The 24,479-nt window shown below is 55.3% G+C and carries 23 protein-coding genes; 10 read left to right on the forward strand and 13 right to left on the reverse strand.

Annotation, left to right across the window (positions count from 1 at the left end; all coding sequences use genetic code 11):
- Position 1: 1 nt before the first annotated feature.
- The 3 genes from rlmB to A377_RS0101545 all read right to left on the reverse strand — a co-directional run bounded on the left by rlmB (position 2) and on the right by A377_RS0101545 (position 5,028).
- Positions 2–751, reverse strand: coding sequence for a 23S rRNA (guanosine(2251)-2'-O)-methyltransferase RlmB (rlmB, locus tag A377_RS0101535; RefSeq protein WP_019894337.1), 750 nt, complete (start codon positions 749–751; stop codon positions 2–4).
- A 119-nt stretch (positions 752–870) separates the two neighbouring features.
- Positions 871–3,243 (reverse strand): ribonuclease R, encoded by a 2,373-nt coding sequence (gene rnr, locus A377_RS0101540; RefSeq protein ID WP_019894338.1) that lies wholly within the window; start codon positions 3,241–3,243, stop codon positions 871–873.
- 384 nt (positions 3,244–3,627) lie between these two features.
- Positions 3,628–5,028 carry a dihydrolipoyl dehydrogenase gene (locus A377_RS0101545; protein WP_019894340.1) on the reverse strand — a complete coding sequence of 467 codons (1,401 nt, stop codon included), beginning with the start codon at positions 5,026–5,028 and terminating at the stop codon, positions 3,628–3,630.
- Positions 5,029–5,350: 322 nt separating this feature from the next.
- Between A377_RS0101545 and A377_RS0101550 the strand changes: the two genes are divergently transcribed.
- Entirely contained in the window at positions 5,351–6,877 is a 1,527-nt protein-coding gene (locus A377_RS0101550) for an MltF family protein (RefSeq protein ID WP_019894341.1), read from the forward strand.
- Here A377_RS0101550 and thiI read toward each other — a convergent pair.
- Positions 6,852–8,309 carry a tRNA uracil 4-sulfurtransferase ThiI gene (gene thiI / locus A377_RS0101555; protein WP_157760676.1) on the reverse strand — a complete coding sequence of 486 codons (1,458 nt, stop codon included), beginning with the start codon at positions 8,307–8,309 and terminating at the stop codon, positions 6,852–6,854. The two genes, A377_RS0101550 and thiI, sit on opposite strands and share 26 nt — an antisense overlap.
- 168 nt (positions 8,310–8,477) lie before the next feature.
- Between thiI and A377_RS0101560 the strand changes: the two genes are divergently transcribed.
- Positions 8,478–9,452, forward strand: a complete 975-nt coding sequence (locus tag A377_RS0101560) for a class 1 fructose-bisphosphatase (protein WP_019894343.1) — start codon at positions 8,478–8,480, stop codon at positions 9,450–9,452.
- A 100-nt stretch (positions 9,453–9,552) separates the two neighbouring features.
- On the forward strand, positions 9,553–10,083 hold the full coding sequence (gene ppa / locus A377_RS0101565) for an inorganic diphosphatase (protein ID WP_019894344.1): 531 nt from the start codon (positions 9,553–9,555) through the stop codon (positions 10,081–10,083).
- 100 nt (positions 10,084–10,183) lie between these two features.
- Here the strand turns inward: ppa and A377_RS13330 are convergent, their stop codons facing one another.
- The 3 genes from A377_RS13330 to A377_RS0101580 form a co-directional block, all read right to left on the reverse strand.
- Positions 10,184–11,449 carry a methyl-accepting chemotaxis protein gene (locus A377_RS13330; RefSeq protein ID WP_019894345.1) on the reverse strand — a complete coding sequence of 422 codons (1,266 nt, stop codon included), beginning with the start codon at positions 11,447–11,449 and terminating at the stop codon, positions 10,184–10,186.
- A gap of 93 nt (positions 11,450–11,542) precedes the next feature.
- Positions 11,543–12,667 (reverse strand): protein-glutamate methylesterase/protein-glutamine glutaminase, encoded by a 1,125-nt coding sequence (locus tag A377_RS0101575; protein WP_019894347.1) that lies wholly within the window; start codon positions 12,665–12,667, stop codon positions 11,543–11,545.
- A gap of 33 nt (positions 12,668–12,700) precedes the next feature.
- Positions 12,701–13,528, reverse strand: a complete 828-nt coding sequence (locus A377_RS0101580; protein WP_019894348.1) for a CheR family methyltransferase — start codon at positions 13,526–13,528, stop codon at positions 12,701–12,703.
- A gap of 291 nt (positions 13,529–13,819) precedes the next feature.
- On the opposite strand from A377_RS0101580, the gene fliK reads away from it, so the two are divergent.
- The 5 genes from fliK to A377_RS0101610 all read left to right on the forward strand — a co-directional run bounded on the left by fliK (position 13,820) and on the right by A377_RS0101610 (position 16,695).
- Positions 13,820–14,878, forward strand: a complete 1,059-nt coding sequence (gene fliK / locus A377_RS0101590) for a flagellar hook-length control protein FliK (RefSeq protein ID WP_019894351.1) — start codon at positions 13,820–13,822, stop codon at positions 14,876–14,878.
- A 309-nt stretch (positions 14,879–15,187) separates the two neighbouring features.
- The gene (locus A377_RS0101595; protein WP_019894352.1) at positions 15,188–15,547 is read left to right on the forward strand and encodes a response regulator; all 360 of its coding nucleotides are present in this window, start codon (positions 15,188–15,190) and stop codon (positions 15,545–15,547) included.
- A gap of 26 nt (positions 15,548–15,573) precedes the next feature.
- Positions 15,574–15,855, forward strand: coding sequence for an STAS domain-containing protein (locus tag A377_RS0101600; RefSeq protein WP_019894353.1), 282 nt, complete (start codon positions 15,574–15,576; stop codon positions 15,853–15,855).
- Positions 15,856–15,923: 68 nt separating this feature from the next.
- Positions 15,924–16,223 (forward strand): EscU/YscU/HrcU family type III secretion system export apparatus switch protein, encoded by a 300-nt coding sequence (locus A377_RS0101605; RefSeq protein ID WP_019894354.1) that lies wholly within the window; start codon positions 15,924–15,926, stop codon positions 16,221–16,223.
- On the forward strand, positions 16,207–16,695 hold the full coding sequence (locus A377_RS0101610; protein ID WP_019894355.1) for a GNAT family N-acetyltransferase: 489 nt from the start codon (positions 16,207–16,209) through the stop codon (positions 16,693–16,695). The genes A377_RS0101605 and A377_RS0101610 overlap by 17 nt, the downstream gene beginning before the upstream one ends.
- Before the next feature lie 6 nt (positions 16,696–16,701).
- Here A377_RS0101610 and A377_RS0101615 read toward each other — a convergent pair whose 3' ends face one another.
- Positions 16,702–18,054: a Y-family DNA polymerase gene (locus A377_RS0101615; protein WP_019894356.1), complete on the reverse strand. Its 1,353-nt coding sequence runs from the start codon at positions 18,052–18,054 to the stop codon at positions 16,702–16,704.
- 94 nt (positions 18,055–18,148) lie between these two features.
- Between A377_RS0101615 and A377_RS0101620 the strand changes: the two genes are divergently transcribed.
- Positions 18,149–18,796, forward strand: a complete 648-nt coding sequence (locus A377_RS0101620) for a LexA family protein (protein WP_019894357.1) — start codon at positions 18,149–18,151, stop codon at positions 18,794–18,796.
- 39 nt (positions 18,797–18,835) lie between these two features.
- On the opposite strand, the gene A377_RS0101625 is transcribed toward A377_RS0101620, so the two are convergent.
- Complete coding sequence (locus A377_RS0101625) at positions 18,836–19,090, reverse strand: ComEA family DNA-binding protein (RefSeq protein WP_033422820.1); 255 nt, start codon at positions 19,088–19,090, stop codon at positions 18,836–18,838.
- A gap of 291 nt (positions 19,091–19,381) precedes the next feature.
- Here A377_RS0101625 and A377_RS0101630 point away from each other — a divergent pair, with 291 nt between their 5' ends.
- A complete protein-coding gene (locus A377_RS0101630) occupies positions 19,382–20,029 on the forward strand; it encodes a protein-L-isoaspartate O-methyltransferase family protein (protein ID WP_019894359.1) in 648 nt (215 codons plus the stop codon).
- Positions 20,030–20,071: 42 nt separating this feature from the next.
- Here A377_RS0101630 and A377_RS0101635 read toward each other — a convergent pair whose 3' ends face one another.
- The 4 genes from A377_RS0101635 to cheD form a co-directional block, all read right to left on the reverse strand.
- On the reverse strand, positions 20,072–20,842 hold the full coding sequence (locus tag A377_RS0101635; protein WP_157760678.1) for a DNA ligase: 771 nt from the start codon (positions 20,840–20,842) through the stop codon (positions 20,072–20,074).
- A 237-nt stretch (positions 20,843–21,079) separates the two neighbouring features.
- A complete protein-coding gene (locus tag A377_RS0101640; protein ID WP_019894363.1) occupies positions 21,080–21,649 on the reverse strand; it encodes a hypothetical protein in 570 nt (189 codons plus the stop codon).
- Positions 21,650–21,661: 12 nt separating this feature from the next.
- Entirely contained in the window at positions 21,662–23,806 is a 2,145-nt protein-coding gene (locus A377_RS0101645) for a chemotaxis protein CheA (protein WP_028485173.1), read from the reverse strand.
- A gap of 21 nt (positions 23,807–23,827) precedes the next feature.
- The gene (gene cheD, locus A377_RS0101650; RefSeq protein ID WP_019894365.1) at positions 23,828–24,406 is read right to left on the reverse strand and encodes a chemoreceptor glutamine deamidase CheD; all 579 of its coding nucleotides are present in this window, start codon (positions 24,404–24,406) and stop codon (positions 23,828–23,830) included.
- Between the last annotated feature and the right edge of the window lie 73 nt (positions 24,407–24,479).

The raw sequence follows: 24,479 nt of genomic DNA on the forward strand, positions 1-24,479 counted from the left end.
ATCAGGACCGACGCTGGCGAACCGCCTCATACAGGGTCACGCCCGCAGCAACCGAAACATTGAGACTGTCGACCAGGCCCGCCATCGGAATGGCGACCAGAAAGTCGCACTGCTGGCGCACGCCCTGTCGCAATCCTTTGCCTTCGGCCCCGAGCACCAGCCCGGTCGGACCGGTCAAGTCTTGATCGTACAAGGTCTGCTCGGTTTCTCCCGCCAGACCGGTCACCCACAGTCCGATTTTACGGGCCTCACCAATCGCACGCGCCAGGTTGGGCACCACAACCAGATCCACGGTTTCGGCAGCACCACTGGCTACCTTTCGAACGGTGGCATTCAACCCGACCGACTGGTGCTTGGGAATCACCACCGACATCACCCCTGTGGCATCCGCCGTCCTTAAAATGGCCCCCAGATTATGCGGGTCCTGAACCTCATCCAAAAACACCACCAGCGGTGCCTGACCCTGTTCGATGCACTCAGCCAGCTGCTTCATCCACTGTGCAGGCGTGGTGGGCGTTTTCGCGACCACTTCGGCCACAATGCCCTGATGCACCGCATCGCCAGGCAAACGCGACACCTGCTGCTTGAAGCCATTGGCATCACAACGAACCCCTAACGCCTGCGCCTGATCCAACAGCTTTTTGAGGCGGGCATTGGGACGAGGTTGGGCTGACAGGGTAATAATCGACTGAGGCGACTGTTTCAACAGCGTCTCAACCGCATGCAGGCCGTAAAGCAACTGGGAAGCCATTAGGGTCATCCGTTCATAAACAAAACCCTTTGTCAGAAACAAAGGGTTGGATCAAAAATAACCAGGCCTGGTAAAAACCAGGCCTGGAATCGTGGGCTTACAAACAATCGATCAGGCAATCATTCCTTGGGTGCCGGACGTTTTTTGCGACCGCCACGTCCTCCCCGACGTCCGCGTCCACCGCGTTTTTTACGGGGCTTGGCCGGTTTGTTGTCGGTCTCGTCTTCGGACGCAGGTGCCGACTCGGACGGCTCCGGCTCGCTGGCGGTTTCTTCAGCCGCCGGCTTGGCACTTTTGGAAGCGTCTTCCAGTGATGCCAGGAAACGCAAGTCCACTTTGCGATCGTCCAGATTGACCTGAGCGACCTGGACCTTGACCCGGTCACCGATGCGGTAAACCTTGCCGGTACGCTCGCCTTTGAGGCAGTGACGCGAGGCATCGTAATGGAAATAGTCTTCGCCCAGTTCGGTAATGTGAACCAGCCCCTCGACATACAAAGGCAACAGCTCGACAAACAGACCAAAATTGGTGGCCGAGGCGACCACGCCTTCGTATTCTTCGCCCAGTCGGTGCGACAGGAACTCGCACTTAAGGAAGGTTTCGGCTTCACGCGTGGCTTCGTCCGCCCGTCTTTCGGTCATGGAACAGTGCTCGCCCATGCGAGCCATGTCTTCCATGCTGTAACGGAATTCGGACACCGGCTGTTTGGTTTGCACAAAACGGATGGCGCGATGAATCAACAGATCCGGGTAACGTCGGATCGGCGAGGTAAAGTGAGCATAATGCTCGTAATTCAGACCGAAGTGGCCTTTGTTATCAGGCTGATAAACCGCCTGATTCATGCTGCGAAGCATGACCATGCTCACCAGATGCTCGTGCGGCTTGCCTTCAACGGCTTCGGCCACTTTGGCATAATCTTCGGCTGTCGGTTCGTTGCCTCCTTCCAGCGTCAACCCGAAATCGGCCAGGAAAGTGCGCAGATTGTCCAGTCGCTCTTCGGAAGGCGGCTCATGCACCCGGAACAGGATGGGCATTTTGTGCCATTTCAGGTAGCGAGCCGTGGCCACGTTGGCCATCAGCATGCACTCTTCGATCAGTTTGTGTGCGTCGGTGCGCTGCACCGGCACAATCTCTTTGATCTTGCGCTGCTCGTCAAACACCATCTTGGTTTCGGTGGTGTCAAAATCCAGCGCGCCACGGGCTTCACGCGCCTGGCGCATGATCTCGAACAAGCTGTGCAAATCTTCTACCTGCGGCACCACTTCGGCAAACGTCTTGCGCGCTTCAGACTGGGGATCGGTCACAATCTGATGGACCCCATCGTAGGTCAGACGGGCTTTGGAGTTCATGACGGCATCATAAAACTGGGTGCGTTCCAGCTTGCCTTCATCGGAAATGGCCATGTCGCAGACCATACACAAACGGTCCACGGCCGGGTTCAGAGAACAAAGCCCGTTGGACAGTTTTTCCGGCAACATCGGCACCACTTTTTGCGGAAAGTAAACCGAGTTGCCGCGTTCATACGCTTCCTGATCCAAAGGCGTGCCCGGCTTGACGTAATGCGAAACGTCGGCGATGGCCACCACCAGTCGCCAACCGTTTTTGCGTCGCTTGGCAAAGACCGCATCGTCCAAATCCTTGGAATCGGCCCCATCAATGGTCACCAACGGCAGGTTGCGCAAATCTTTGCGGCCTTCAAAGTCCGCCGATTGCACTTCGTCCGGGATTTCCTTCAACTGGTCCAGCACTTCTTGCGACCATTCATCGGGAATATTGTGCGCATGAATGGCGGCATCGATTTCCATGCCCGGTGCCAGGTAATCGCCCACTACCTCAACGATTTTGCCAATGGCGCTGGCCCGCTTGGTCGGCTGATGAATCAGTTCGACTTTGACAATCTGTCCTTCTTTGGCGCCCATCAAGCCATCGTTGGGCACAAACACGTCCTGGGCAATTTTATTGTTGTTGGGCTGAACCCAGGCCAAAGACTCTTCAAAATGCAAGCGACCGAGCAGCACCTGGTTGGTGTGTTCAATCACCTCAACCACCATGCCTTCGCGTCGCCCTCTGCGGTCGGTTCCCACCACGGACGCGATGACCTGATCGCCGTGAAGGACCTTGTGCATCTCACGCTCACCCAGAAACAAATCCGAGCCGCCATCATCCGGATGCACAAACCCGAATCCGTTGGGATGCCCCAGCACCCGCCCCTTGACCAGATCCATTTTTTCGAGCAGGCCAAAGGCACCGCGCCGGTTGCGCAGTAGCTGACCGTCCCGCACCATGGCTTTCAACCGGCGCGACAAAGCTTCCATACGTTCCTCGTCCGCTTCGTCGATCTCGATTTCTGCCGCGATCTGTTTGAGACGCAAAGGTTTCTGTACCGCCTCCAACCGTTCAATGATGTAATCACGACTGGGAATCGGATTGTCGTATTTTTGCGCTTCCTGCGCCAGATTTGGGTCTTGCTGGTGTGTCGTCGCTTCAGTCACTCGAAATAAACGCTCTTGGTTGAAAATTGGAAAATCAAGAATCGATGCTCTTGACAGGGCGGGGTCGGTGTCGTCAATTGGATGATTTTGTCATTGGGTCCAATCACGACACCGCCTCAAATTAAGTGGGAATACAATACAGTATGTAAACAGAGGTGTCAAAATTGTCGGCTCAGCAGCCTGCCGGACTTAAGCCAATCGGCTGCAAAAATCCTGAGCTTGGCCATTTTTTGTCCAATTTTTCGTTAAATAGTGAGGCTATTCGCCTCAAAATTGAACAAAAACTGTCTCAAGTCAGACTTTTTTCGCTTCGATCATTTAAGTCCGACAGGCTGCCACGACAAAACCGCATCGACACCTTAATCAGCCAAATCGGCTCCCCATTCAGGCCGGAATCAGCGCGGCCACTTCTTCGGGCGAATACAGGTTTTTGGCCAGTTCGCTGATCGCGGATTCAATCGCTTCTTCCAATACCGGGTGATAATACGGCATCTTCAACAGATTCAACACCGTCATTTCCTGTGCCACCGCCCAGGTCAGCAAATGGGTAAAATGTTCGGCATGGGGCATGACCAGCTCGCCACCGATCAGTTTTTTGCTCTGTTTGTCGGCATACAGGGAAATCACCCCCTTGTCTTCGCCCATCACGATGGCCCGGCCATTGCTGCGTTCCAGATAAAAGTCCACCACCTCGGTCTGCGCCAGGTCCAGATCGCGATACGACTGGCCGAAAAAGCCCACCTGGGGATCGGTAAAGGCAATCCCCAGCGGGGTCAGACGCTGGTAGGCCTGAATCTGAGGGTAAGCGCGGGCGTTGGTCACGGCGATTTTGCCTTCGTGTCCGGCCTCGTGCAGAATCGGACGATAGGCATTGACGTCTCCGGCGATAAAGACCGGCAAATCCGAAACCTGCATGGTTTGATGATCAAACGGCGGCATTCCGCGCTCGTCCAGTTCCACACCCAAGTTTTCAATTCCGATCTGATCGATGTTCGGCCGACGTCCCAGTGATGCCAGCACCGCGTCCACTTCAAAACTGCCGGACGACACCGTGACCTTCACACCTTTGTCGGTGCTTTCCAGCTCCGCAGGCTCCCCCAGATACACCGGAAATTCCTTGGTCATGTTCTTGACCAATTCCTTGGACGCCGTGGGAGAAGACAGGCCAGCCATGGTATTGGTCATTTCAAACCCATAGACTTCCACCCCCAGACGCGACAAAGCCTGCCCCAATTCCAATCCGATGATGCCCAGACCGACCACCGCGACCCGTTTAGGCAGACGTTCCAACTCGAAAATGTCATCGCTGGTCAACAACTTGTCCCCCAGTGCCTGCCAGGATTCGGGCACCACTGGGCGGGAGCCGGTGGCAATGATAATGCGTTCGCCCTGAATGGTTTCGCCATCGACCTCAACCGTATCCGGACCGGTAAAACGGGCGTACCCTTTGATCAATTGGTCGGGCTTCAGGGTGTCGGTGGAACCCGACTGCACGCCTTTGGTAAAGCGGTCACGAAAGGTGCGCACCCGGCGCATCACCGCTTCGTCGTCCACACTGAGCTGATCGGCACCATGAATACCAAACTCATAAAAGTGTTTGCGGGCATGAAAATGCTCGGCACAATGAATCAGGGCTTTGGAAGGCATACAGCCAACCCTGGCACAGGTGGTGCCGAAATAACCGCCATTGATCAGCACAAAATCGTCGGTTTCGCGCCGAATCTGGCCCATGGCCGTCAAGCCGGACGAACCGGCTCCCAGAATAATGTATTTAACCTTTCTCATGCTGTTCAATCCTTTGAGTGTGCGTTTCCCAGCCAAGCGCAGACGATGGCAGAGACATGTCGTTGAATGCATTCATTATCACGATTTCGCCCCACCGCATCAAGCCGATTTATCGGTATGCCCCTGGCACGCCCTGTGTGGCTGATTATTCTGCCAGATGAGTGTGACAGAGGCGTGACGTCAGACCCGGTCACGCAATCCGACTTGAAACATGGCCCAATCCGCTTAAAATTGAGGACTCTGACATTGTGACGAGACATGAATGCGCCCATTCCGCCGCTTCGCCCCACAACCGCTCGGTCATGGAACGCCGTACCATGGCTTGAAACCGACTTTTTTACCAGGCCTGGTGTTTTTTGTGGTGACGCTGTTCACGGCCTTGGGCTGGTCAGCGCCATCGGCATCCGTGACCGAACAACCCGATCTGTCGGTATCAGAGCGCATTCTCAGCCCTTTCAACGGAGACCTGCCCGATTTGCGCGAACGCCGGATCATCCGGGTTCTGGTCAGCCACACCCGCACCAACTTTTTTCTGACCGAGCGCGGTTTTCGCGGCCTGGAATACGATCTGCTCAAAGCCTATGAAGCGTTTTTGAACCGCGGGCCACGGCGTCAGCGCTACCAGACACACCTGAGCTTTGTGCCTTTGCCGTTCGGCGAGATTCTGCCCAGCCTGCAGAAAGGGCTGGGCGACATTGCCGCCTCGGGACTGACAGTCACCCCGGAGCGTCAGAACCTGGTGGATTTTGCCGACCCTTACATCACCGAAATTCAGGAAGTGCTGGTCAGCCACAAAGATGCCCTGCCGATCGACACCCTGCGCGACTTTTCCGGCAAACAGGTGATTGTGGTGGGCAACAGCAGCTACATCATTCACCTGGAGCAGGTCAATCAGACACTGGGCAGCATGGGTCTGGCCCCGATCGAAATCATTCGCGCCAACCCGCTGCTCGAAGCCGAGGATTTGCTGGAAATGGTCAATGAAGGCCTGCACGACTACACCGTCACCGACAGCCACATTGCCAACATCTGGCAACAGGTATTGCCCGATGTGCGCGTTCAACGCGATCTTGTGCTCTATCACAATGCCAACATTGCCTGGGCGATCCAAAAGAACAAACCCAAGCTCAAGGCGTCGCTCAACCGCTTTGTCCAGCTCCATGCCAAACCCGGCCGTTTTCTGCGCAACAGCGTGTATCAAAAGTACTTTGAAAACGCTTACTGGCTGCGCCAACCACTGACCCACGACCTGTTGCAGAAAGTCGACTGCCTGAAAACCTATTTTCAATATTACGGGGATTTTTACGGGTTTGACTGGCGTTTGCTGGCCGCCCTGGCCTATCAGGAATCCCGGTTCGACCAGAGCAAACGCAGCCACGCCGGAGCCGTGGGCATTATGCAGATCAAGCCCAGCACCGCCCGCGACCGCCATGTGCAGTTGCCGGATGTCTATGATCTGGAAACCAACGTGCACGCTGGCGTACGTTATCTGGCGTTTTTGCGTGATCGTTATTTTTCCAGTCGCCAATACAGTGACGACGACCGCATGCATTTTACCCTGGCCGCCTACAACGCCGGTCCCAGACGCGTTCTGGAATTGCAGAGACAGGCCCAGTCCATCGGCCTGTCACCCAACCAGTGGTTTTATCATGTGGAAACCATTGCCCGCAACGTCATCGGCCATGAAACCGTCAACTACGTCACCCAGATTCTGAAAATGCGTCTGTTTCTGGCGCACTCGGAAACGCTGGAAGCGGAAAAACGGGCTTTGAAATTCCAGCAGCAACCGCCGATCGAAGACCTCCAGCCGCCGAAAGACCTGGTCACGCAGACGGGCGATACACCTTAACCGAAGCTTTTCCGGCATCCTGAAGCAACTGACCGTGCAACTGGCTCATAACGCCCTTGTCGCAATACAACAAATACATGTCGGCCGGGGGCAGGGTGTCAAACCGATGCTGCAACTCGTAAAAGGGCAAGGCCACATCGGCCTCAGGCAACGGCGCTTGCGCCACTTTCTGAGGCGCGCGGATGTCCACCACCAATGCGCCCCTGGGTTTGTCATGCACCACCGGCAATGCGGTGTGCGCGTTCACATCGTCCACCACCTGATCCACATAAATCCGACGTCGGTTGGCCACGGCGTCTTCCAACAGACGATCGTCAAACGCGCTCGCCTCTTTTTCAACCCGCTTGAGAGACGCATTGACCACCGGGTTCTGAGAGATCACACCGCAGTATTCGGGAATGGATTCGGCAAAATGGCGGGTACCAATGCGGTCAGCCAGTCTGATGATGTCGGCCTTATCCATCATCGCCAGCGGCCGCAGAATCAAAGAATCCACCGACTGGTCCAGCACATTCAGATTCTTCAGCGTCTGGCTGGAAACCTGGCCGATGGCTTCGCCGCTGACCAGTACCTCAACATCCAGCTCGGCCGCCACTTTCCGGGCGGCCTGCAACATCAGTCGCTTGAGCATGATGCCCAGATAGCTGGGATGCACCGACTGAAACAGGCCTTCGACCACCCCCTCAAACGGCACCGACACAAACGCCACCCGGTGCGACGCGCCAAAGGTTTCCCACAGATACAGCGCCACCTGCTTGACCCCGATTTCATGGGCCGGACCGCCAAGATTGAAAAACACAAAATGGGTTTTCAGTCCGCGCTTCATACTCAGGAAACTGGCCACAGTGGAATCAAACCCACCGGACATCAGACTGAGCACTTCGCCCTGGGAACCGATCGGGAAACCACCCAGTCCCGGCATCCGCCGCGTCACCACGTTCAAAGTCTGGTCGTGGATTTCCAGAATCACGGTTTCATCCGGGTGCTTCAGGCGCACACCAGCCGGTGCGCCCTGCTCAATCAAATGCGCCCCCAAAAAGCGCTCGATCTGGTTTGAGGTAAACGAATGCGTTCCGGTGCGTTTGACCCGAACCGCAAAGCTTTTTCCCTCAATCCGGTCCAGAACATGAGGGGTCACGCGTTGGGCGATCTCGGCCATGGTCTCACCGGGTTCAACGGCGGTCAAGGTGTACTGTACGGCCTGAGAAAACTGATCCACACCGGGCGTGCTTGCCAGCACCTGCTCCACAGTATTGACCACTTCCGCCTCACAAAAAACTTCAAACTTATCTGGATACCGCTGCAGGGTGACCGCACATTGCCGACGTTGAAACAGGGTCAGAAAATTCTGATACAGTTGATTGACCATGCGCCTTTTTACGCTGGGGCCTTTCACCATGATTTCCGGGAAAAACCGGACGATGTATTTCATCTCACTCTCCAGGTCGCGATCCATCGGGTTATTGTCGCACAAAGTGCCCCTATCCGCACTTAGACGCGATGCACACAGCATGGGGGCACGGAAGAACAAAAATTGAATTTTTGCGGGGTGACTGTTATCCTTAGCGCAATTTTTTCGTACTAAGAGAGAGAATATCCTATGAACCGATTGGATCAAATATTGGCACGGGACAAAGTGCCGGCCGAACTGGAACTGGTAATCGACCACGTGATTCGTGCCTGCAAAGACATTTCCTACCAACTGAAACAAGGCGAAATCGCCGGCATCCTGGGTGCGACCGAAGATGAGAACATTCAGGGCGAAACCCAGAAAAAACTGGACGTCATTTCCAATGACCTGCTCAAGGACATTCTGATCAACAACCCTTACGTGCGCGGTGTGGGTTCGGAAGAAGAAGATTACACCATCGCCGGGGCCGACGACGGCAAATACCTGGTGACGTTTGATCCGCTGGACGGCTCGTCCAACATTGATGTCAACCTGTCGGTCGGCACCATCTTCTCCATTCTGGAAGCCCCCAGCGATGGCCGCAAAGGCGACGACCAGACGACCTTCATGCAGAACGGACGCCAACAGGTAGCCGCCGGTTATGTGTTGTATGGCCCGTCCACCCTGCTGGTGATCACCACGGGCAAAGGTGTGAACTTCTTTACCCTGGACACCACCGTCGGCGAATTTGTTCTGACCAAGTCCAATGTCCGGATTCCGGAAGACACATCTGAATTTGCCATCAACATGTCCAACCAGCGTTTCTGGGAAGCGGAAATGAAGCAGTACATCGATGACTGCCTCAAAGGCGAAGAAGGCCCGCTCGGCAAGCGCTACAACATGCGTTGGGTGGCCTCCATGGTCGCCGAAGTGCACCGAATTCTGGTGCGTGGTGGGATCTTCATGTACCCGTTTGACCACCGCGATCCGTCCAAGGCCGGAAAACTGCGTCTGATGTACGAAGGCAACCCCATGTCCATGCTGGTGGAACAAGCTGGCGGCGCCTCGTCAACCGGTCGCAAAGACATTATGGACGTCGAGCCTCAGGACATTCACGACCGGGTACCGGTGGTACTTGGCTCCAAAAACGAAGTGGCGAAAGTGGTGGCTTACCACAACTCATAACCACGCGTTCTCTGTACGCTTGCTTACCCGCCGGATCAGTGCGCTGACCGCGCGGGTTTTTTGTTTGTCACCAACATTTATCTGAACAAGGAAGAAAACGATGGGTTATTCCGCTGTGCCAGCTGGCAAGGACGTCCCCAACGACGTCAATGTGATCATTGAAATTCCGGCCTTTGCGCCACCGATCAAATACGAAGTGGACAAAGACACCGACCTGGTCTGGGTCGACCGTCTGCAGGGTGCGACCATGCAGTATCCGGCCAACTATGGCTACATCAACGACACCCTGTCCGACGACGGTGATCCGGTGGACGTACTGGTGGTCACCCCGCACCCGCTGATGATCGGCTCGGTCATCCGCTGTCGTCCGATCGGGATTTTTCACATGACCGACGACGGCGGCGAAGACGCCAAAGTGATTGCGGTGCCGGTCGACAAACTGACGCCCATCTACCAGAATGTGCAAAAAGTGGAAGACATTCCATTGCTGAAAGAACAGGTGGAACTGTTTTTCAGTCATTACAAGGACATTGAACCCGGAAAATGGGTCAAGGTGGAAGGCTGGGGCGACATCGAAGCCGCCCGCCGCGAAATCGAAAACGGGGTCAAGCAGTACCAGAACCGAAAATAACGGTTTGATAGAGTCCTTCGCACGAAACAAAAAAGCGCCAAATGGCGCTTTTTTTATGTCTGGCCGACCCGATTTTCACCAGGCCTGGTAAAAACGTTGTTCAGAACAAATCGATCTCGCCTTCGTCCATGGACTGCGACGACACCCGACGCATCCGTTTGGACTCGATTTCCTGACGCTCATCGTGAATGGTCTGACGGAACTCTTCCAGACGGGCTTTGTGTTCCTCCACCGTCTGCACCGGATTGTTTTTGTTTTCTTCAATAAACTGACTGATCTGGTGTGAGAAACCGCTCAAGTTTTCCAGGTGGTTGAGAATCTGCTCAACCAGCTGACGCACGATGTCTTCAAACTGCAAGGAACGCATGGCATTGGAGACACTGACTTCGATTTCGGAAATCACGCCCGACACATCGCCCAGCTTGCCGGAGATGCCGGCATTCATGGCTTCCAGATCCTGCGTCAGATCCGTCACCTTGTCCTGAGAGGTGTGGGCTTCTTCCAGATCCTTTTCCGCGGTGTCACTGACCAGACGACGCACATGATCCACCGTCTGTTTGGCTTTTTCGGCTTTGTTGCGAATCTGGGCGTTGAGCTGATTGGAATTCAGCGACAGTTTGCGCACTTCGTCGGCCACCACCGCAAACCCGCGTCCGGCTTCGCCGGCCCGTGCGGCCTCAATCGCGGCGTTCAATGCCAACAGGTTGGTCTGGTCGGCAATGCCCTTCACATCTTCCAGCAGCACGAAAATGGATTCGATCTGATCGACCATGTCGTCGATTTTTTCCACTGTATCACTGCTGCGCTCACTGGATTTTTTGAGCAGGCCGATCAGGTAACCCAGCACCTCTTTGATTTCTTCCGAAAACTTTTCAATGCTCATGCCTTCGCCGGTGCCGCCCAGGTTGTCCAGAATCGCCACCACCATCTGATACTCTTTGGTGGTCTGCTCGTGCAGCCCGCTGAAGCTGTTGTTGAGCGTGCCAATGGCCTCGGCCACCAGGTCTTTGACCTGAAGCAGTTCGCCGCGCACCACTTCCACTTCTTCGTCCACCACCGAGTCGATGTCGTTCATGATCACTTGCAGGGAATCGTCGATCACGCCGGCGTCAAAGTTGGCCGCTTCTCTGGCCTGAGATGCCACTTCCCGTGCCGGCACCGCTTTGGAAGACGACGCTTTTTCAGGCGACCCGCCTCGGGAAATGGTCGCGGCCACGCGTGCTTCGTGCGCAATGGTGAGTGTCCACACCACAGACACCAGCAATACCGAGATCAACCCAATAAAGGGGATCTGGACAAAGGTAAGGGCCACGGCTACCAGGGTCAGTAACCAGGGGAGCCAGTATTGTTTCAGGATTTTGAACATGGAAAAACCATCCTTGATTCAGAGCATTCGACTTAGCCGGTACAAAGCAGGCATCATGCCATAACCGCACCGGTCTGTTGTTGTAACGGAGGCTTATCCGGCTTTTTTGACCAGCTCGAGAATTTTTTCCGGGATTTTTTCCAGCGGCAGCACAAAATCCGCTGCACCCAAGTGCACAGCTTCGCCCGGCATCCCCCAGACCACAGAAGTTTTTTCGTCCTGTGCGATGGTGGCCACGCCAATCTCATTGAGCTCTTTCAGCCCCATGGCACCGTCCGCGCCCATGCCGGTCAAGAGCACGCCCACGGCGTTTTTGCCCACATTCTGCACAACCGTGCGGAACATCACATCCACCGAGGGTTTGTGCCGATTGACCGGCGGGCCGTCATTCAATCGACACAGATAACGGGCACCACTGCGCTCGACCAGCAGGTGCAGCCCACCCGGCGCAATGTACACATGCCCCGGCAGAATGGTCTGGCCGTCCGTGGCCTGCATCACCCGCATTTCGGAAATGGTGTCCATTCGCTCGGCAAACGGCTGGCTGAACGCCGCCGGAATGTGCTGGGTGATCACAATGGCAGGCGTATTGGCCGGCAAGCGCATCAACAATTCCTTGATCGCTTCGGTGCCTCCGGTGGAAGCGCCCAGCGCAATGACCTTGTCGGTGGTGGCAAAATGTCGGTTGTGTGTCTTTTTAACGATGGCGTCCGTGTCGTATTTTTGGGGTGCCTGCAGTCGCGACTGCGGCAGCACCTTTGGTTTTTCCGCCTTGTTGGCGGCATAGCGGGCGTAATGGCGTTCCAGTTGAAGCTTGGTCACATGCGAGGCGGTTTTGACTTTGCGCCGGATTTCTTCGGCATAATCTTCAAACGTATGGGCCAGATCGATCTTGGGCTTGCTGACAAAATCCACCGCGCCCAGTTCCAGAGCTTCAAAGGTAATGTCTGCTCCTTTTTCCGTCAAGGTCGAGACCATCACCACCGGCATCGGGTGCAGACGCATCAGGTTTTTCAGAAACGTCACCCCATCCATTCGCGGCATTTCCACATCCAGTGTCATCACATCCGGATGCAACTGTTTCACTTTGTCTCTGGCATCATAAGGGTCCGATGCGGTGCCGACGACCTCAAGGGCCGGGTCGGCATTGAGCATTTCGCCCAGCATTTGGCGCACCAGCGCAGAATCATCCACCACCAGGACTTTGATTTTCGACATACAACCTTGGCTCCTTAAATCGTGCGGCAATCCCTAACGGATCTTCCGATAAATGGTCTGGCCCAGCAGTTTGAAACGGTCCGAGACCTTGTAAAGCGATTCGGAATGGCCGACAAACAAATGCCCGTGCGGAGGCAACAGATCGGCGTAACGTTCAAACAGGCGCGCCTGAGTGGTTTTATCAAAATAAATCACCACATTGCGGCAGAAAATCACGTCGATCTGTTCCCGAATCGGCCAGTCGTGCATCAGGTTGATCTGACCGAAATCAATGATTTTCTGCAGTTCTGGCTTGACCTTGACCATCCCTTCGTGGCTGCCACGCCCCTTTAGAAACCAGCGTTTCACACGCTCCTGCGACACCCCTTTGAGTCGGTCCATTTTATACACCCCGCGCTGACCGGTTTCCACCACGCTGGTATCCAGATCCGTGGCCAGCACCCGCGCATCCCAACCCGACGGCACCGCTTCCTTGAGCACAATCGCCAGAGAATAGGGCTCTTCCCCAGTGGAACACCCGGCTGACCAGATGCGAATTTTTTTGCTGCTCTGATTGTCTTCCAGCAACTGGGGAATCACTTCCTCTGCCAGATACTCAAAATGATGGTTTTCGCGAAAAAAGAACGTCAGATTGGTGGTAATGGCATTGATCAGCTGAACAAATTCCACTTCCCCCTGGGCTTCGACAAAATCCAGGTATTGCTTGAACGACTGCTGCTCCAGAAAGCGAATGCGCTTGGCCAGACGGTTATAGACCAGGTTACGCTTGGACTCGTTCAGGTCAATCCCGGCAAAGTCATACACCAACTGTTTTACCCGCATAAAATCTTTATCGGTAAACTCAAATTCTCTCTGGGTCACAGATTACCTCATCCCTTCATGGCGCACCATCGCAATTGGCATAATTATAGTTGCTCTGCTTTTGTCTTGCAGTTTAATATGGTCTAGCAGCCTGTCGGACTTAAGCCAATCGGCTGCAAAAATCCTGAGCCTGACCATTTTTTGCTCAATTTTTCGTTAAATAGCGAAGCTATTCGCCTCAAAATTGAACAAAAACTGTCTCAAATCAGACTTTTTTCGCTTCGATCATTTAAGTCCGACAGGCTGCCAGTCTTTACAAGAAATTCTTCGCGGTCACACTGACGAGGTCCTATGGCTCAAATGCCCACTTCTTTGCCGCCCAATGCCGGTTCGCCGGGTTCGTCCGGCCCGGCGCAGCTCACCGTTCAGCCAGGCAAAGCCCTGCAGGATCTGGCGGGCCTGAAGCTGCAGGTGGGCAAAATCTACCCGGCGCAGATCGAGCGGGTCGAGGGTCAGAAAGTGCAGTTTACCCTCGCGGGCAAAGCCATGACCGCCCAGAGCAACCTGCCACTGCAGGCTGGCACCACCGTGAATGTCAAAGTCGCCCAGACCCAGCCGACCGTGGTCCTGCAAGTGCAGATTCCCAAAGACAATGCCCAACAGCTTGCCGCCCAGAGCGCTTACCGGCAACTTTTGCCGAATCAGACCCCGGTTAACCAGGGGTTGCAGCAACTGATGCAGCTGTCCCAATCCCCCGCCTTGCCAGCCGTGATCCAAACCACCCTGTCGCAATTGCTGGAACAACTGTTCCGACCGAATGCCAACCTGACGGCGCAACAACTCAAACACCAGCTGCAAAACACCGGCCTGTTTCTGGAAAACCGGCTGAGCCAGAGCCGACAGCCCCCCACGGCCGACTTCAAGGCCCGACTGCTGCAACTGGGTCAGCTGTTGCTGGGTCTGAAAGACAAAAACGCCGACATTGAACAACTCAGCAAAACCGTCAACCAAACCCTGAACCGCCTGACCCTGCAACAGTTGAATGCCGCCCAGAATCCGCATTTGATCAACATCGAACTGCCCCTGCACCCAGATTCACGATTGAATCCGATCGAAATCGACATTCGCCGTCAGGGGGCCGCCCATGATCCACTCTGGGAAGTGATGGTCGCTCTGACCCTGCCGGACGGTCAGTTCAAGGCCCGGCTGATCTACCACCGCGAACAACTCAACGCCGGTCTCTGGGCCGATCAGGACGCATTAAAGCAGACCCTGACCGAGCAACTGCCGGCACTGAAAACCCAGTTTCAGGAAGCCGGATTGCCATTGAACCAACTGTTCATCGCCCATCAGGAGCCCTCTCCCGATCAGGGCGCCCAGAAAGTGGCACTGATCGACATTCATATTTGATCTTGCATTGTCGTGTTCCCACACAAAAAGCGCCATAGCGAATAAAAAACGTCCCGCATGCTATAAATAACGCTTTTGACTTGTTAGAATCTGGGGCTTATTATCATTTATTGTCAAAAAATGAAACGGGCCTTCCTGACCCTAAACAAATTCTCAGGGTTCGGAAGTGTGTTTTTAACCAGGCCTGGTGATTTTGGCCTTCGTAAAAGCCAAGCGAAAAGCCGCAGAAAAATAACCCCAAAAAGGGGTCGTGTTTTCGCTGGCGGCTCATGTATAATGATACGAAAGTTTTAAATTGAGAGAGAACCCATGTCAAAAATTCTTGCCGTTGATGATTCCAAGTCCATGCGCCAGATGGTCAGCATGTCTCTGAAATCTGCCGGACACGATGTCACCGAAGCCGAAGATGGCAAGGTCGCACTCGACATTGCCCAGAAAGAAAGTTTTGATCTGGTCGTCACCGACATCAACATGCCCAATATGAACGGCATTGAACTGATCCAGGCCTTGCGCGGCAAACCCAATTACAAATTCACCCCGATTCTGTGTCTGACCACCGAATCGTCCGGTGATATGAAGACCAAAGGCAAGGAAGCCGGTGCCACAGGCTGGATCGTCAAGCCTTTCAGCCCGGAAAAGCTGCTGTCCGTGATCAACCGCGTACTCTGATACGGTCCCATTAAAGGAGCCACCTCATGTCTGACACCACTCTGACACTGCCGGAAAACCTGACCATTCATCAGATCGAGGCGCACTTTGGCGGTTTCAAACTGGCCCTTGATTCGGATGCCGATGTGTTCAAACTGGATGCGGGTGAGGTGGAATCCGTGGACACAGCCGGGCTTCAGTCTCTGCTGGTGCTGATCAAGCAACTTCAGGGCGCGGGCAAACAGGTCGAATGGCTCAATGCCGGCGACGTCGTCACTCAGGCGGCCGAACGCATCGGATTGACCCAGAAGCTGCAACTGGCTTCCTGACCCCTCTCCTTTCCCTGTCTGGTGCCGCCGCGTCAGACAGAACGTTCTAACCAGGCCTGGTTAATTTTATGCCCTCTGAGACGCATCGCCCTTTGGCGGTTTCCCTGCGCTATGAAGGCGAAGGCGCCCCCAAAGTCACCGCCAAAGGTTACGGCACACTGGCCGAACAGATCCTTTCCGTGGCCAGAGAACACGACATTCCCATTCAGGAAGATCCCTATCTGGTTGAGCTGCTGGCGCAGGTCGAACTGGACAATGAAATCCCCGAAGTTCTTTACGAAGCCGTGGTGCAAGTGTTGATTTTCGCCTATCAGATTTCCGGAAAAACCATGCCCAAACCCGACCGCGACGATGCGTCCACACCCTGACACCCGCGTCCAGTGTGTTCAGGCCCCCGACCCGCGCTTTGTGGCCGCCAACCATTTTCTCAAACGCTTCCGCCAGACGCCCGCCCCGCGCAATGCCACGCTCTGGTGCGCGCATACGCCAATGGATGGCTGTGTCGGCGCGGTATGGGTCCAGGTCATGGATCAGACAAGCCTGTGGTTGCGCAGCCTGTATGTTCACCCTGAACATCGGCGTCAGGGTCTGGGGCAGACACTGCTTCGCCAGCTGCTCTCAGAGGTCGCCGTGCCCGACGAAAAAACGTTTGCGCCCTCACAACTGGTGGCGTTTGTGCCCAACCGGCCGCCCCACCTCTCGCCCTTTTATCAGGGACTCGGATTTCGGCCTGCCACCGCAACGACCTTGCCTGACAGCTTGCGTCAGCGCTGGCTGCGTACCCAGGCACAAGGCAAAGACTGGCAGCTTCTGGTTCTCGCCTTGCCCCCGGTTGACTGAAGGAGGTCAGCGCACGCGCATGAGTTCGTCCCAGCGAGTGGTGTAACGCCGGGAACAGCGATTGCGCTTCATTTGCCAGGGCCGCGTCCGCTCCCGCATGCCTGCGGCCGCCAACTGCACCGTGCCCCGCCCCATCTTCCGGTTCAGCGCGTCGAGCGTCTGCATCAGCGCCTCGGACGTGGCTGAATCGCTCTGCTGTGCGTCCGCCAGCAGACAATCATACTGAACAGGCCCATCCACCCGAATCTGAGACAGCGTCACTTGCACCTTATGGTAAGCGCGCCCGGGTTGCCACAGACTTTTCAACCCCTGCTTACCCAGCCTGGTCAGCCAGCGCGTGTCCTGAGTTGGCTGAACCAGTGGGACGGTGGTCTGTGCCTGATAATAATCCGGTGCATGAGGGTTGGTGCGAAGCATCACACTGATCGCCTGGCAGGTGGCGCCCTGTCGGCGCAGTTTTTCGCCTGCCCTTTGGGTGAAGGTGGCCAAGGCCTGAGTCAAATCGTCCCACTGGGTGACGGGCTGCCCAAAGGATCGCGACACCCGGATTTGCTGGTTCGGCCCCTCCGGGTCCAGCGCACTGAGACAGGATTCGCCGCGCAGTTCCCGCACAATTTTTTCTTCCCGAATGGAAAAACGACGCCGGATCTGGTGCGGTTCGCACGCTTTGAAATCGCGCACCGTTTTGATGCCCATGTCTCCCAGATGACTCGACAATCGCTGGCCCACACCCCAGATTCTGGACACGGGGACACTGGCATAAATGGCCTCACAGGCGGCGGGGCTCAACGCGGTCAGATCGAGCACGCCCTCATACCCCCGATTGCGCTTGGCCAGATGATTGGCCAGTTTGGCCAGCGTGTGCGTCGCCCCAATGCCGATGGCCACCGGCAATCCCAGCCCCTGGGCCACGGCGGCCTTTATTTGCTGAGCATAGGCGGTGAAATCGTCACAGCGCACCCCGGACAGATCCAGAAAACACTCATCAATCGAATAAATTTCCTGCCCCGGCGCAAACCTGCCCAGCAAACCGTGCATCCGCGCACTCATGTCGGCATAGAGTTCGTAATTGGAACTGAACACCGCCGCCCCCATTTTTTTCAGATAAGGCGCCACCTTGAAATAAGGCTGATACATCAGACTGTCGGGCATGGCCGCCTTGAACCCGCCTTTTCGTCCCAACTGGATTTTCTGATCGGCCAACCAGGCATCCAGGGCTTTGGCCCGGGCATTGGCCGCGACAATGCAGCCATCGTTGTTCGACAACACCACCACTGGCCGCTGCTTCAGCCAGGGCTGAAAAGCCTCCTCACAGGAGGCATAAAAACTGTTGCCATCCACCAGCGCAATTCTGGCCATCCCTTGCCACCTTTTCAGCTTGATTATTGTTACTGAAAAATCTTATCAGGCCGGGTATAATTTGTGTAACTTTTTTCAAAACAACGAGCCGACCATGTCAGAATCGCACTCTAACAGCCGCCACGGCGGCGCTCGTCCGGGCGCCGGACGCAAAAAAGGCAGCGGCCCTTATGGCGAACCCACCCGGGTGATGCGCGTACCCGAATCCAAAGTGAGCGCCATTCGTCATTGGCTGAAAGCACAGGCCAGTCAGGCGGAATCGGACCCGGATTCGGAGCAGAATTCGGAATCGACCTTCCCCCAAACTCTGAGCCGTCAAGGCCATCAACTGGCGCGCCCCGATTTTGCCAGTTCGGTGTCCCTGCCGCTCTACAGCCACAAGGTCACCGCCGGTTTTCCCAGCCCGGCCGACGACTACATTGAAACCCGTCTGGATTTGAATCAAAAATTGATTCCACACCCCCACACCACCTTTCTGGTCACAGTGGAAGGCGACTCCATGCAGAACGCCGGAATTGAACGGGACGACATACTGGTGGTGGACCGGGGACGCACTCCGCAGAATGGCGACATTGTGATTGCCTCCGTCCACAGCGAAATCACCGTCAAACGGCTGAAGACGGAGGGCGACATTCTATGGTTATTGCCGGAAAACGATCGGTATCCGCCAATACCGGTCAGGGACGACAGTGAGATCACGCTCTGGGGTGTGGTCACCGCTACCATCAAACAATTCAGATAAAGAGATCAAAAGGCCTGTCAGAGCGACAGGCCGGAAGGTTCATTCGAACTCGAGATCGTCCCGGTTCTTTTCCAGTGTTTTCGCGCCAATGCCTTTGACAGCCAGCAGATCTTCGGCCTGTTCGAACTCCCCATTCGCTTCCCGGTAGTCAACAATGCGTTCGGCCTTGACCTGACCGACCCCATTGAGCTGCACCAACTCGGACACGGACGCTTCGTTCACATTGACCGAACCGGCCCAAGCCGCCATCGAAAACAGACTGGCAAAAAGAAAAGTCATCACTTGTTTTAACATTCCATCCTCCTAGAAAAGTGTCATAAACGCGTATCACGCCAACACACTCTATCATACGGATTTTTATGAATCAAAACTTTTTAAGAGGACGCGTTTCTCTGTAAGAACCCGTCCGGCAAACGCATCTCATCGATGAAACACATGGCATGAAACCAACCAACGCTGGGGATGTCTATTTGCGCCCGGATTGAGTATAATGCCCTGCAGTTTTGCAATTGAATGGCAACCCGTGACAGGCGATGGCAGAAACCGAAAGGCCTGTGCACCACAAAAAGAACTTGAGGACCCAGCATGAACTTTGACCAGGCCCGCTTCAATATGGTTGAGCAGCAAATTCGTCCCTGGGACGTGCTAGACCCGCACATTCTGGAATTATTCAGCGAGATCCCGCGGCACCACTTTGTGGCCCCGGAGCAACAAACGCTGGCATACAGTGACTTTGAGCTGCCGATCGGCAAGGGACAAACCATGCTGCCGCCCAGAGTGGAAGCCCGCATATTACAGGGGCTGACCCCTTGCGCAGACGACAAGGCGCTGGAAATCGGAACCGGTTCCGGCTTCACCACCGCCTTGCTGGCGGCCAGCACCGAGTCGGTCACCACGGTCGAGATCCATCCCGAATTACAGGACACGGCCAAAACGCGATTGCAGGATTTTGACAACATTGTCTTTGCACAAGGCGACGCGCACCAGGGCTGGGAAGACGGCCAGCATTACGATGTGATTTTTGTGACCGGTGCCGTGCCCAAAATGGTCGACGCGTTCAAGCAACAGCTGACTCTGGGCGGACGACTGGCGATCACCACCGGACAGGCCCCGGCCATGACCACACAGATTCTGACGCGCGTCAGCGATCAGGAATGGGCAAGCGAACCGCTGTTTGAAACGGTTCTGCCCTACCTGGTGAACGCCGAACCCGGTGAAACCTTTCAATTCTGAAACCGCTGGGCTGCCGTTGATCGGAATGCTGGTCGAAACGGTTCAGGGCAAATCCGGGCGCGCCCGCAAAAACACCGGAAATCGGGGTTTGCCGTGGCGCGTGCGCCCATAATATTTGAACGTAATCCACTCGCCGATTGCAGGGGGATTCCGACGCTGGCGATCACTCAAACCACTGCCAACCGAAAACGGCTGATCAAACCCTGAATCCTCTGCCGGTTGACACCGCAAAGACCCCACCATGCCCTGCAAACGACCTTTTCCCGGGCGATACCCTTGAACCCGGCATTCTGCGTCCTGATGCAACTTCACCTTCAAAGCCTGATCCTGACGACCGGCCACATACGCCTGGTTTGGTGCCCGCACCACGGCGCCTTCCGCCCCTTTTGCCTGCAAGCGTTCAAACAGACGTTTGAAATGGGCTGAATCGCGCAGACGCGTCTGCGTCACCACTGCCACCGACTCGACGTCCCTGGTGCGAAGATAACGTGTCATTTTGGCCAGACGCTGAGACAACCCTCCCTGCGCATCAGGCACATCAAACACCTGATAAGTGATTTGATCCCAGCGCTGATCCGGCACCTGCTGGCGCACGATGGACAGGGTTTCGGCAAAAGCCTGTCTGGCCAGCCACAATTCGCCGTCCAGAGCAAAAGGTGGCAAAGCGTCAATGAACCATTCGGGGGCCTGTATTGGATTGCCCTGACGGCTCCAAAGGCGCTTGCCATCCCAGTAAGCACGCATCCCGTCATACTTCTCACTGAACCACCAGCCGGTCAGGGAAAAATCCGAGACAGGCGTGGTGGTAGACAAGGCTTCGAGTCGCTCGGGGGGATAGATTTCAAGCAGAAAAAGTTTTGGCGGTTCCGCCAGAGAGGGTAGGCAGAGGGCGACCCATAACAGGATCGCTTTTTGGGAGACACGACGAAAAGCCCCCGTCCAGACCCAACAGACGCGTGTTAGGAGACGGGACACCATCGGGCGCAGGGCCGAAAAAGAACGGAATGGAAAAAGTCGTCGGCGCCCGAACATGCGTCAAGCAGCCCCGGGTCAGAACAACTCAAAGGGATCGTCGTCTTCCACCGGCTGGCTCTTCAAACGTTCCCGCATACGGCCTTTCATGACTTCAATGGCCTCATCCACCGGTCGCTCCTGGTCAAAGATCAGCTCAAAAAGCTCTTCTTCTTCCTGCATGCTGGTGCCCTTACGAACGTTCAGTTTGAACGCTTCCCACTGAGCCTGATCCTTGGCATGCATCTCATGCGAAACGATTTCTGCCAGCCCGGAAAGGCCCACAGAAACGTGATTCAGGCGCTGAGACAACTTGTCATAAAACTGAAAGGCAATAATGGCCTGATGCATTTTCTCCGACAGGTCCGATGTCTGCGTCAGCAGAGAGGCGTTGTGCTCGGCCATCCCATCAACCTGATCCGTCATGTCGGCAATTTTCTGACTGGATTGTTCAATCGCCTCCAGATGCTGCGACATGTAGGTAAACGAATCAATCAGCGTATTGACCGAATGATCGCCTTCGTTGATCGACAACTCAATCTGCGCCACCGACAGATTGAGCATCAATATGGTTTCCTGAACTTCTTTCGCGCCTAAAGCAAATGACATAATTTCCCCGGGTTAAGCGGCATTGTTCTGACTGCCAGAACCTTTATGATATGACAGTGTTTCCGAAATATCCAGAATCAGTGACACCGTGCCATCCCCGAGGATGGTGGCCCCGGCAATGCTCTGGATTTTCATGAAATTCTGATCCAGACTCTTGATGACCACCTGCTGCTGCCCCAGCAGGTCGTCAACAAACACCCCGGCACGACGGCCGCCGTCTTCGACCACCACCAGCAAACCTTGCTCAAGGTCGGTGCGGGCATCGCTCACACCCAACAGCTTATGCAGACGGATCACCGGGATGTACTGATCCCGAAGTTTGTAGAGTTCGGTCTGTCCACCAATGCCCTTGACCAACGACTTGTCCACCTGAATCGATTCGACGATGGAGATCAATGGGAAGACGTAATTCTGTGAGCCGACTTTGGCCAGCTGCCCATCGAGAATGGCCAGCGTCAACGGCAGTCGAATGGTAAACACCGACCCTTTGCCCAGCTCGGTTTTGACCTCCACCGTACCGCCCAGACCGCGGATATTACGCCGCACCACATCCATGCCCACGCCACGGCCGGACACGTCTGAGATTTCGTCGGCGGTCGAAAAGCCGGCATTGAAAATCAAATCCACAGCTTCCTGATCACTGAGCTTGTCATCTTCGGAAATCACGCCTTTCTCGATCGCCTTCTGACGCACCTTGTCTGCATTGATGCCGGCCCCATCATCGGTAATCTGAATCAGGATATTGCCACCCTGATGGAAAGCGGCCATTTTGACCATGCCGGTTTCCGGCTTGCCATTTTCCAGACGTTTTTCCGGTGACTCCACGCCATGGTCGATCGAATTGCGCACAATGTGAACCAGCGGATCGGTCAAAGCCTCGAGCATGGTTTTGTCCAGCTCGGTGTTTTCCCCTTCCATGACCAGGTCAATCTTTTTGCCCAGTTTCTGGCTGACGTCGTGCACGATCCGCGGCATGCGATTGAACGCAAAGCTGACCGGCAGCATACGGATGTTCATCACGCTTTCCTGCAGATCACGGGTGTGACGCTCCAAATGAGTCAGCCCTTCTTTGAGCTTGTCCACCCACTCTTCACGGTTGGAAGCCGCCTGACCTTCCTGCGCCTCCTGATCGACCTGCTCGGCCTGTTCGCCAAACTGACTGAGCATGGACTGGGTAATGACCAGTTCGCCAACCAGATTGACCAGTTGATCGATTTTGCTCAGGTCCACCCGGATCGAACCTTCCTGTTTTTTGGCTGGCACGGGTTTGTCGGCCGCTTTTTTGGGCGCGGGCTTGGCAGCGGGCTGGCTGGTGGCTTCCGCCTCGGGTTTTTCCGCACGGGGTTGCGCTTTGGTTTCCGCTGCCGAAGGTTCGGCCTGAGGGGCGGCGGCAGATTCTGCCGGTTTGTCCTGTGCGCTTGCCGGTTCCGGCGCTGTGATTTGAATTTCGGCCCCATCGCCGTCGATCCATTCAAACACCTCACGCACATCGTCTTCCTTGATGCCGTCACCGGAAAGGGTCAGGTGCCAGCGCAGGTACACTTCTTCCGGATTGAACGCCTCCAGTTCAGGCACATTGCTGTCGTCCGCCTCGACGCTCAAATCGCCGAGTGACTCCAGTTCACGGAAAATCCGAATCGGTTCATTGCCGGTCTGTAAAAGCGTGTTCTCGGGAATGACTTCGATTTTCCAGTCGCCCCCGGATGCCGGTGCTTCCACGGCCTGTTCTGCTGCGGCGCTGTCACCGCTGCTGGCTTCGGCCGGCGCATCCCCGCCGTTGAGCAGCTTTTCCATCTGAGCCTGAACTTCGCCGGCCTTGTCGTGATCGATTTCTTCGTGGTTCTGCAGGGCCGTCATCATGTCGCGCAGAATATCGACCGCATGCAACATCACATCGGTGGCTTCCTGAGTCACATCACGGCGTCCGTCCCGCATCTCATCGAGCAGGGTTTCCAGCACATGGGTAAAGTCGATGATGTCGTTGAAGCCGAAGGTCCCACTGCCCCCTTTGATGGAGTGGGCCGCACGGAAGATTTCATTGACTTTTTCGGTGTCCGGTGTGCCAGGTTGAAGATCCAGCAACCCGGTTTCCATAATATCCAGACCTTCAAAACTCTCTTCCAGATAAGTTTGGCGGAACGTTTCCATCATATCCATAATGTTGTTACCTCAGCTCGCTCAGAATAGTTCGACATCGCCCTCGACAGGTTTCGATCCGATGTTGTTGATGTAGCGGCTTTCTTCTGCCACCAGTGATTGATTGTGCATCGCATTCAACCGGCGTACCCGTACGCGGCCTGAATTGGGGTAATAAAGCACCTTGCGCGGATAAATGTCGCCAATGTCCTGCGAGATGATTTTAAACCCTTCCGTATAAATGTAATCAAACGCAAAGCCAATATTGTACCAACCGATGTTGCTGGAGCCGGAATTCATGATCCGCCCCCCGCCAAACAGCTTGAATTCCAGGCGTTCGCGCCTTGCTCCGGAGCTCAACAGGGCGTTGACCAGATTTTCCATCGCATAGTTGCCATAACGATTGGCACCGGACAATTCCGATGCCCCGGTGCTGTTTTTGTCCACTGGCAGCATAAAATGATTCATGCCGCCGACACCGGTCACCGGGTCCCGGGCACATGCGGCGATACAGGACCCCAGGACAGTTTCAATGCGTTCGTTATTTTTGGTGACATAAAATTCACCGGGCAGGATTTTGATGGTATTCAAACCTTCTGCCGGATCCACACTTTTCTGCATAAAGGGTTCGATTTTGATATTTTTTAGAGATTACCGACATTGTACGCATTTTCGTTGGGCAGTGGAATGAATT

It is taken from the genome of Hydrogenovibrio halophilus DSM 15072, from assembly GCF_000384235.1.
GTDB classification, from domain to species: Bacteria; Pseudomonadota; Gammaproteobacteria; order Thiomicrospirales; family Thiomicrospiraceae; genus Hydrogenovibrio; species Hydrogenovibrio halophilus.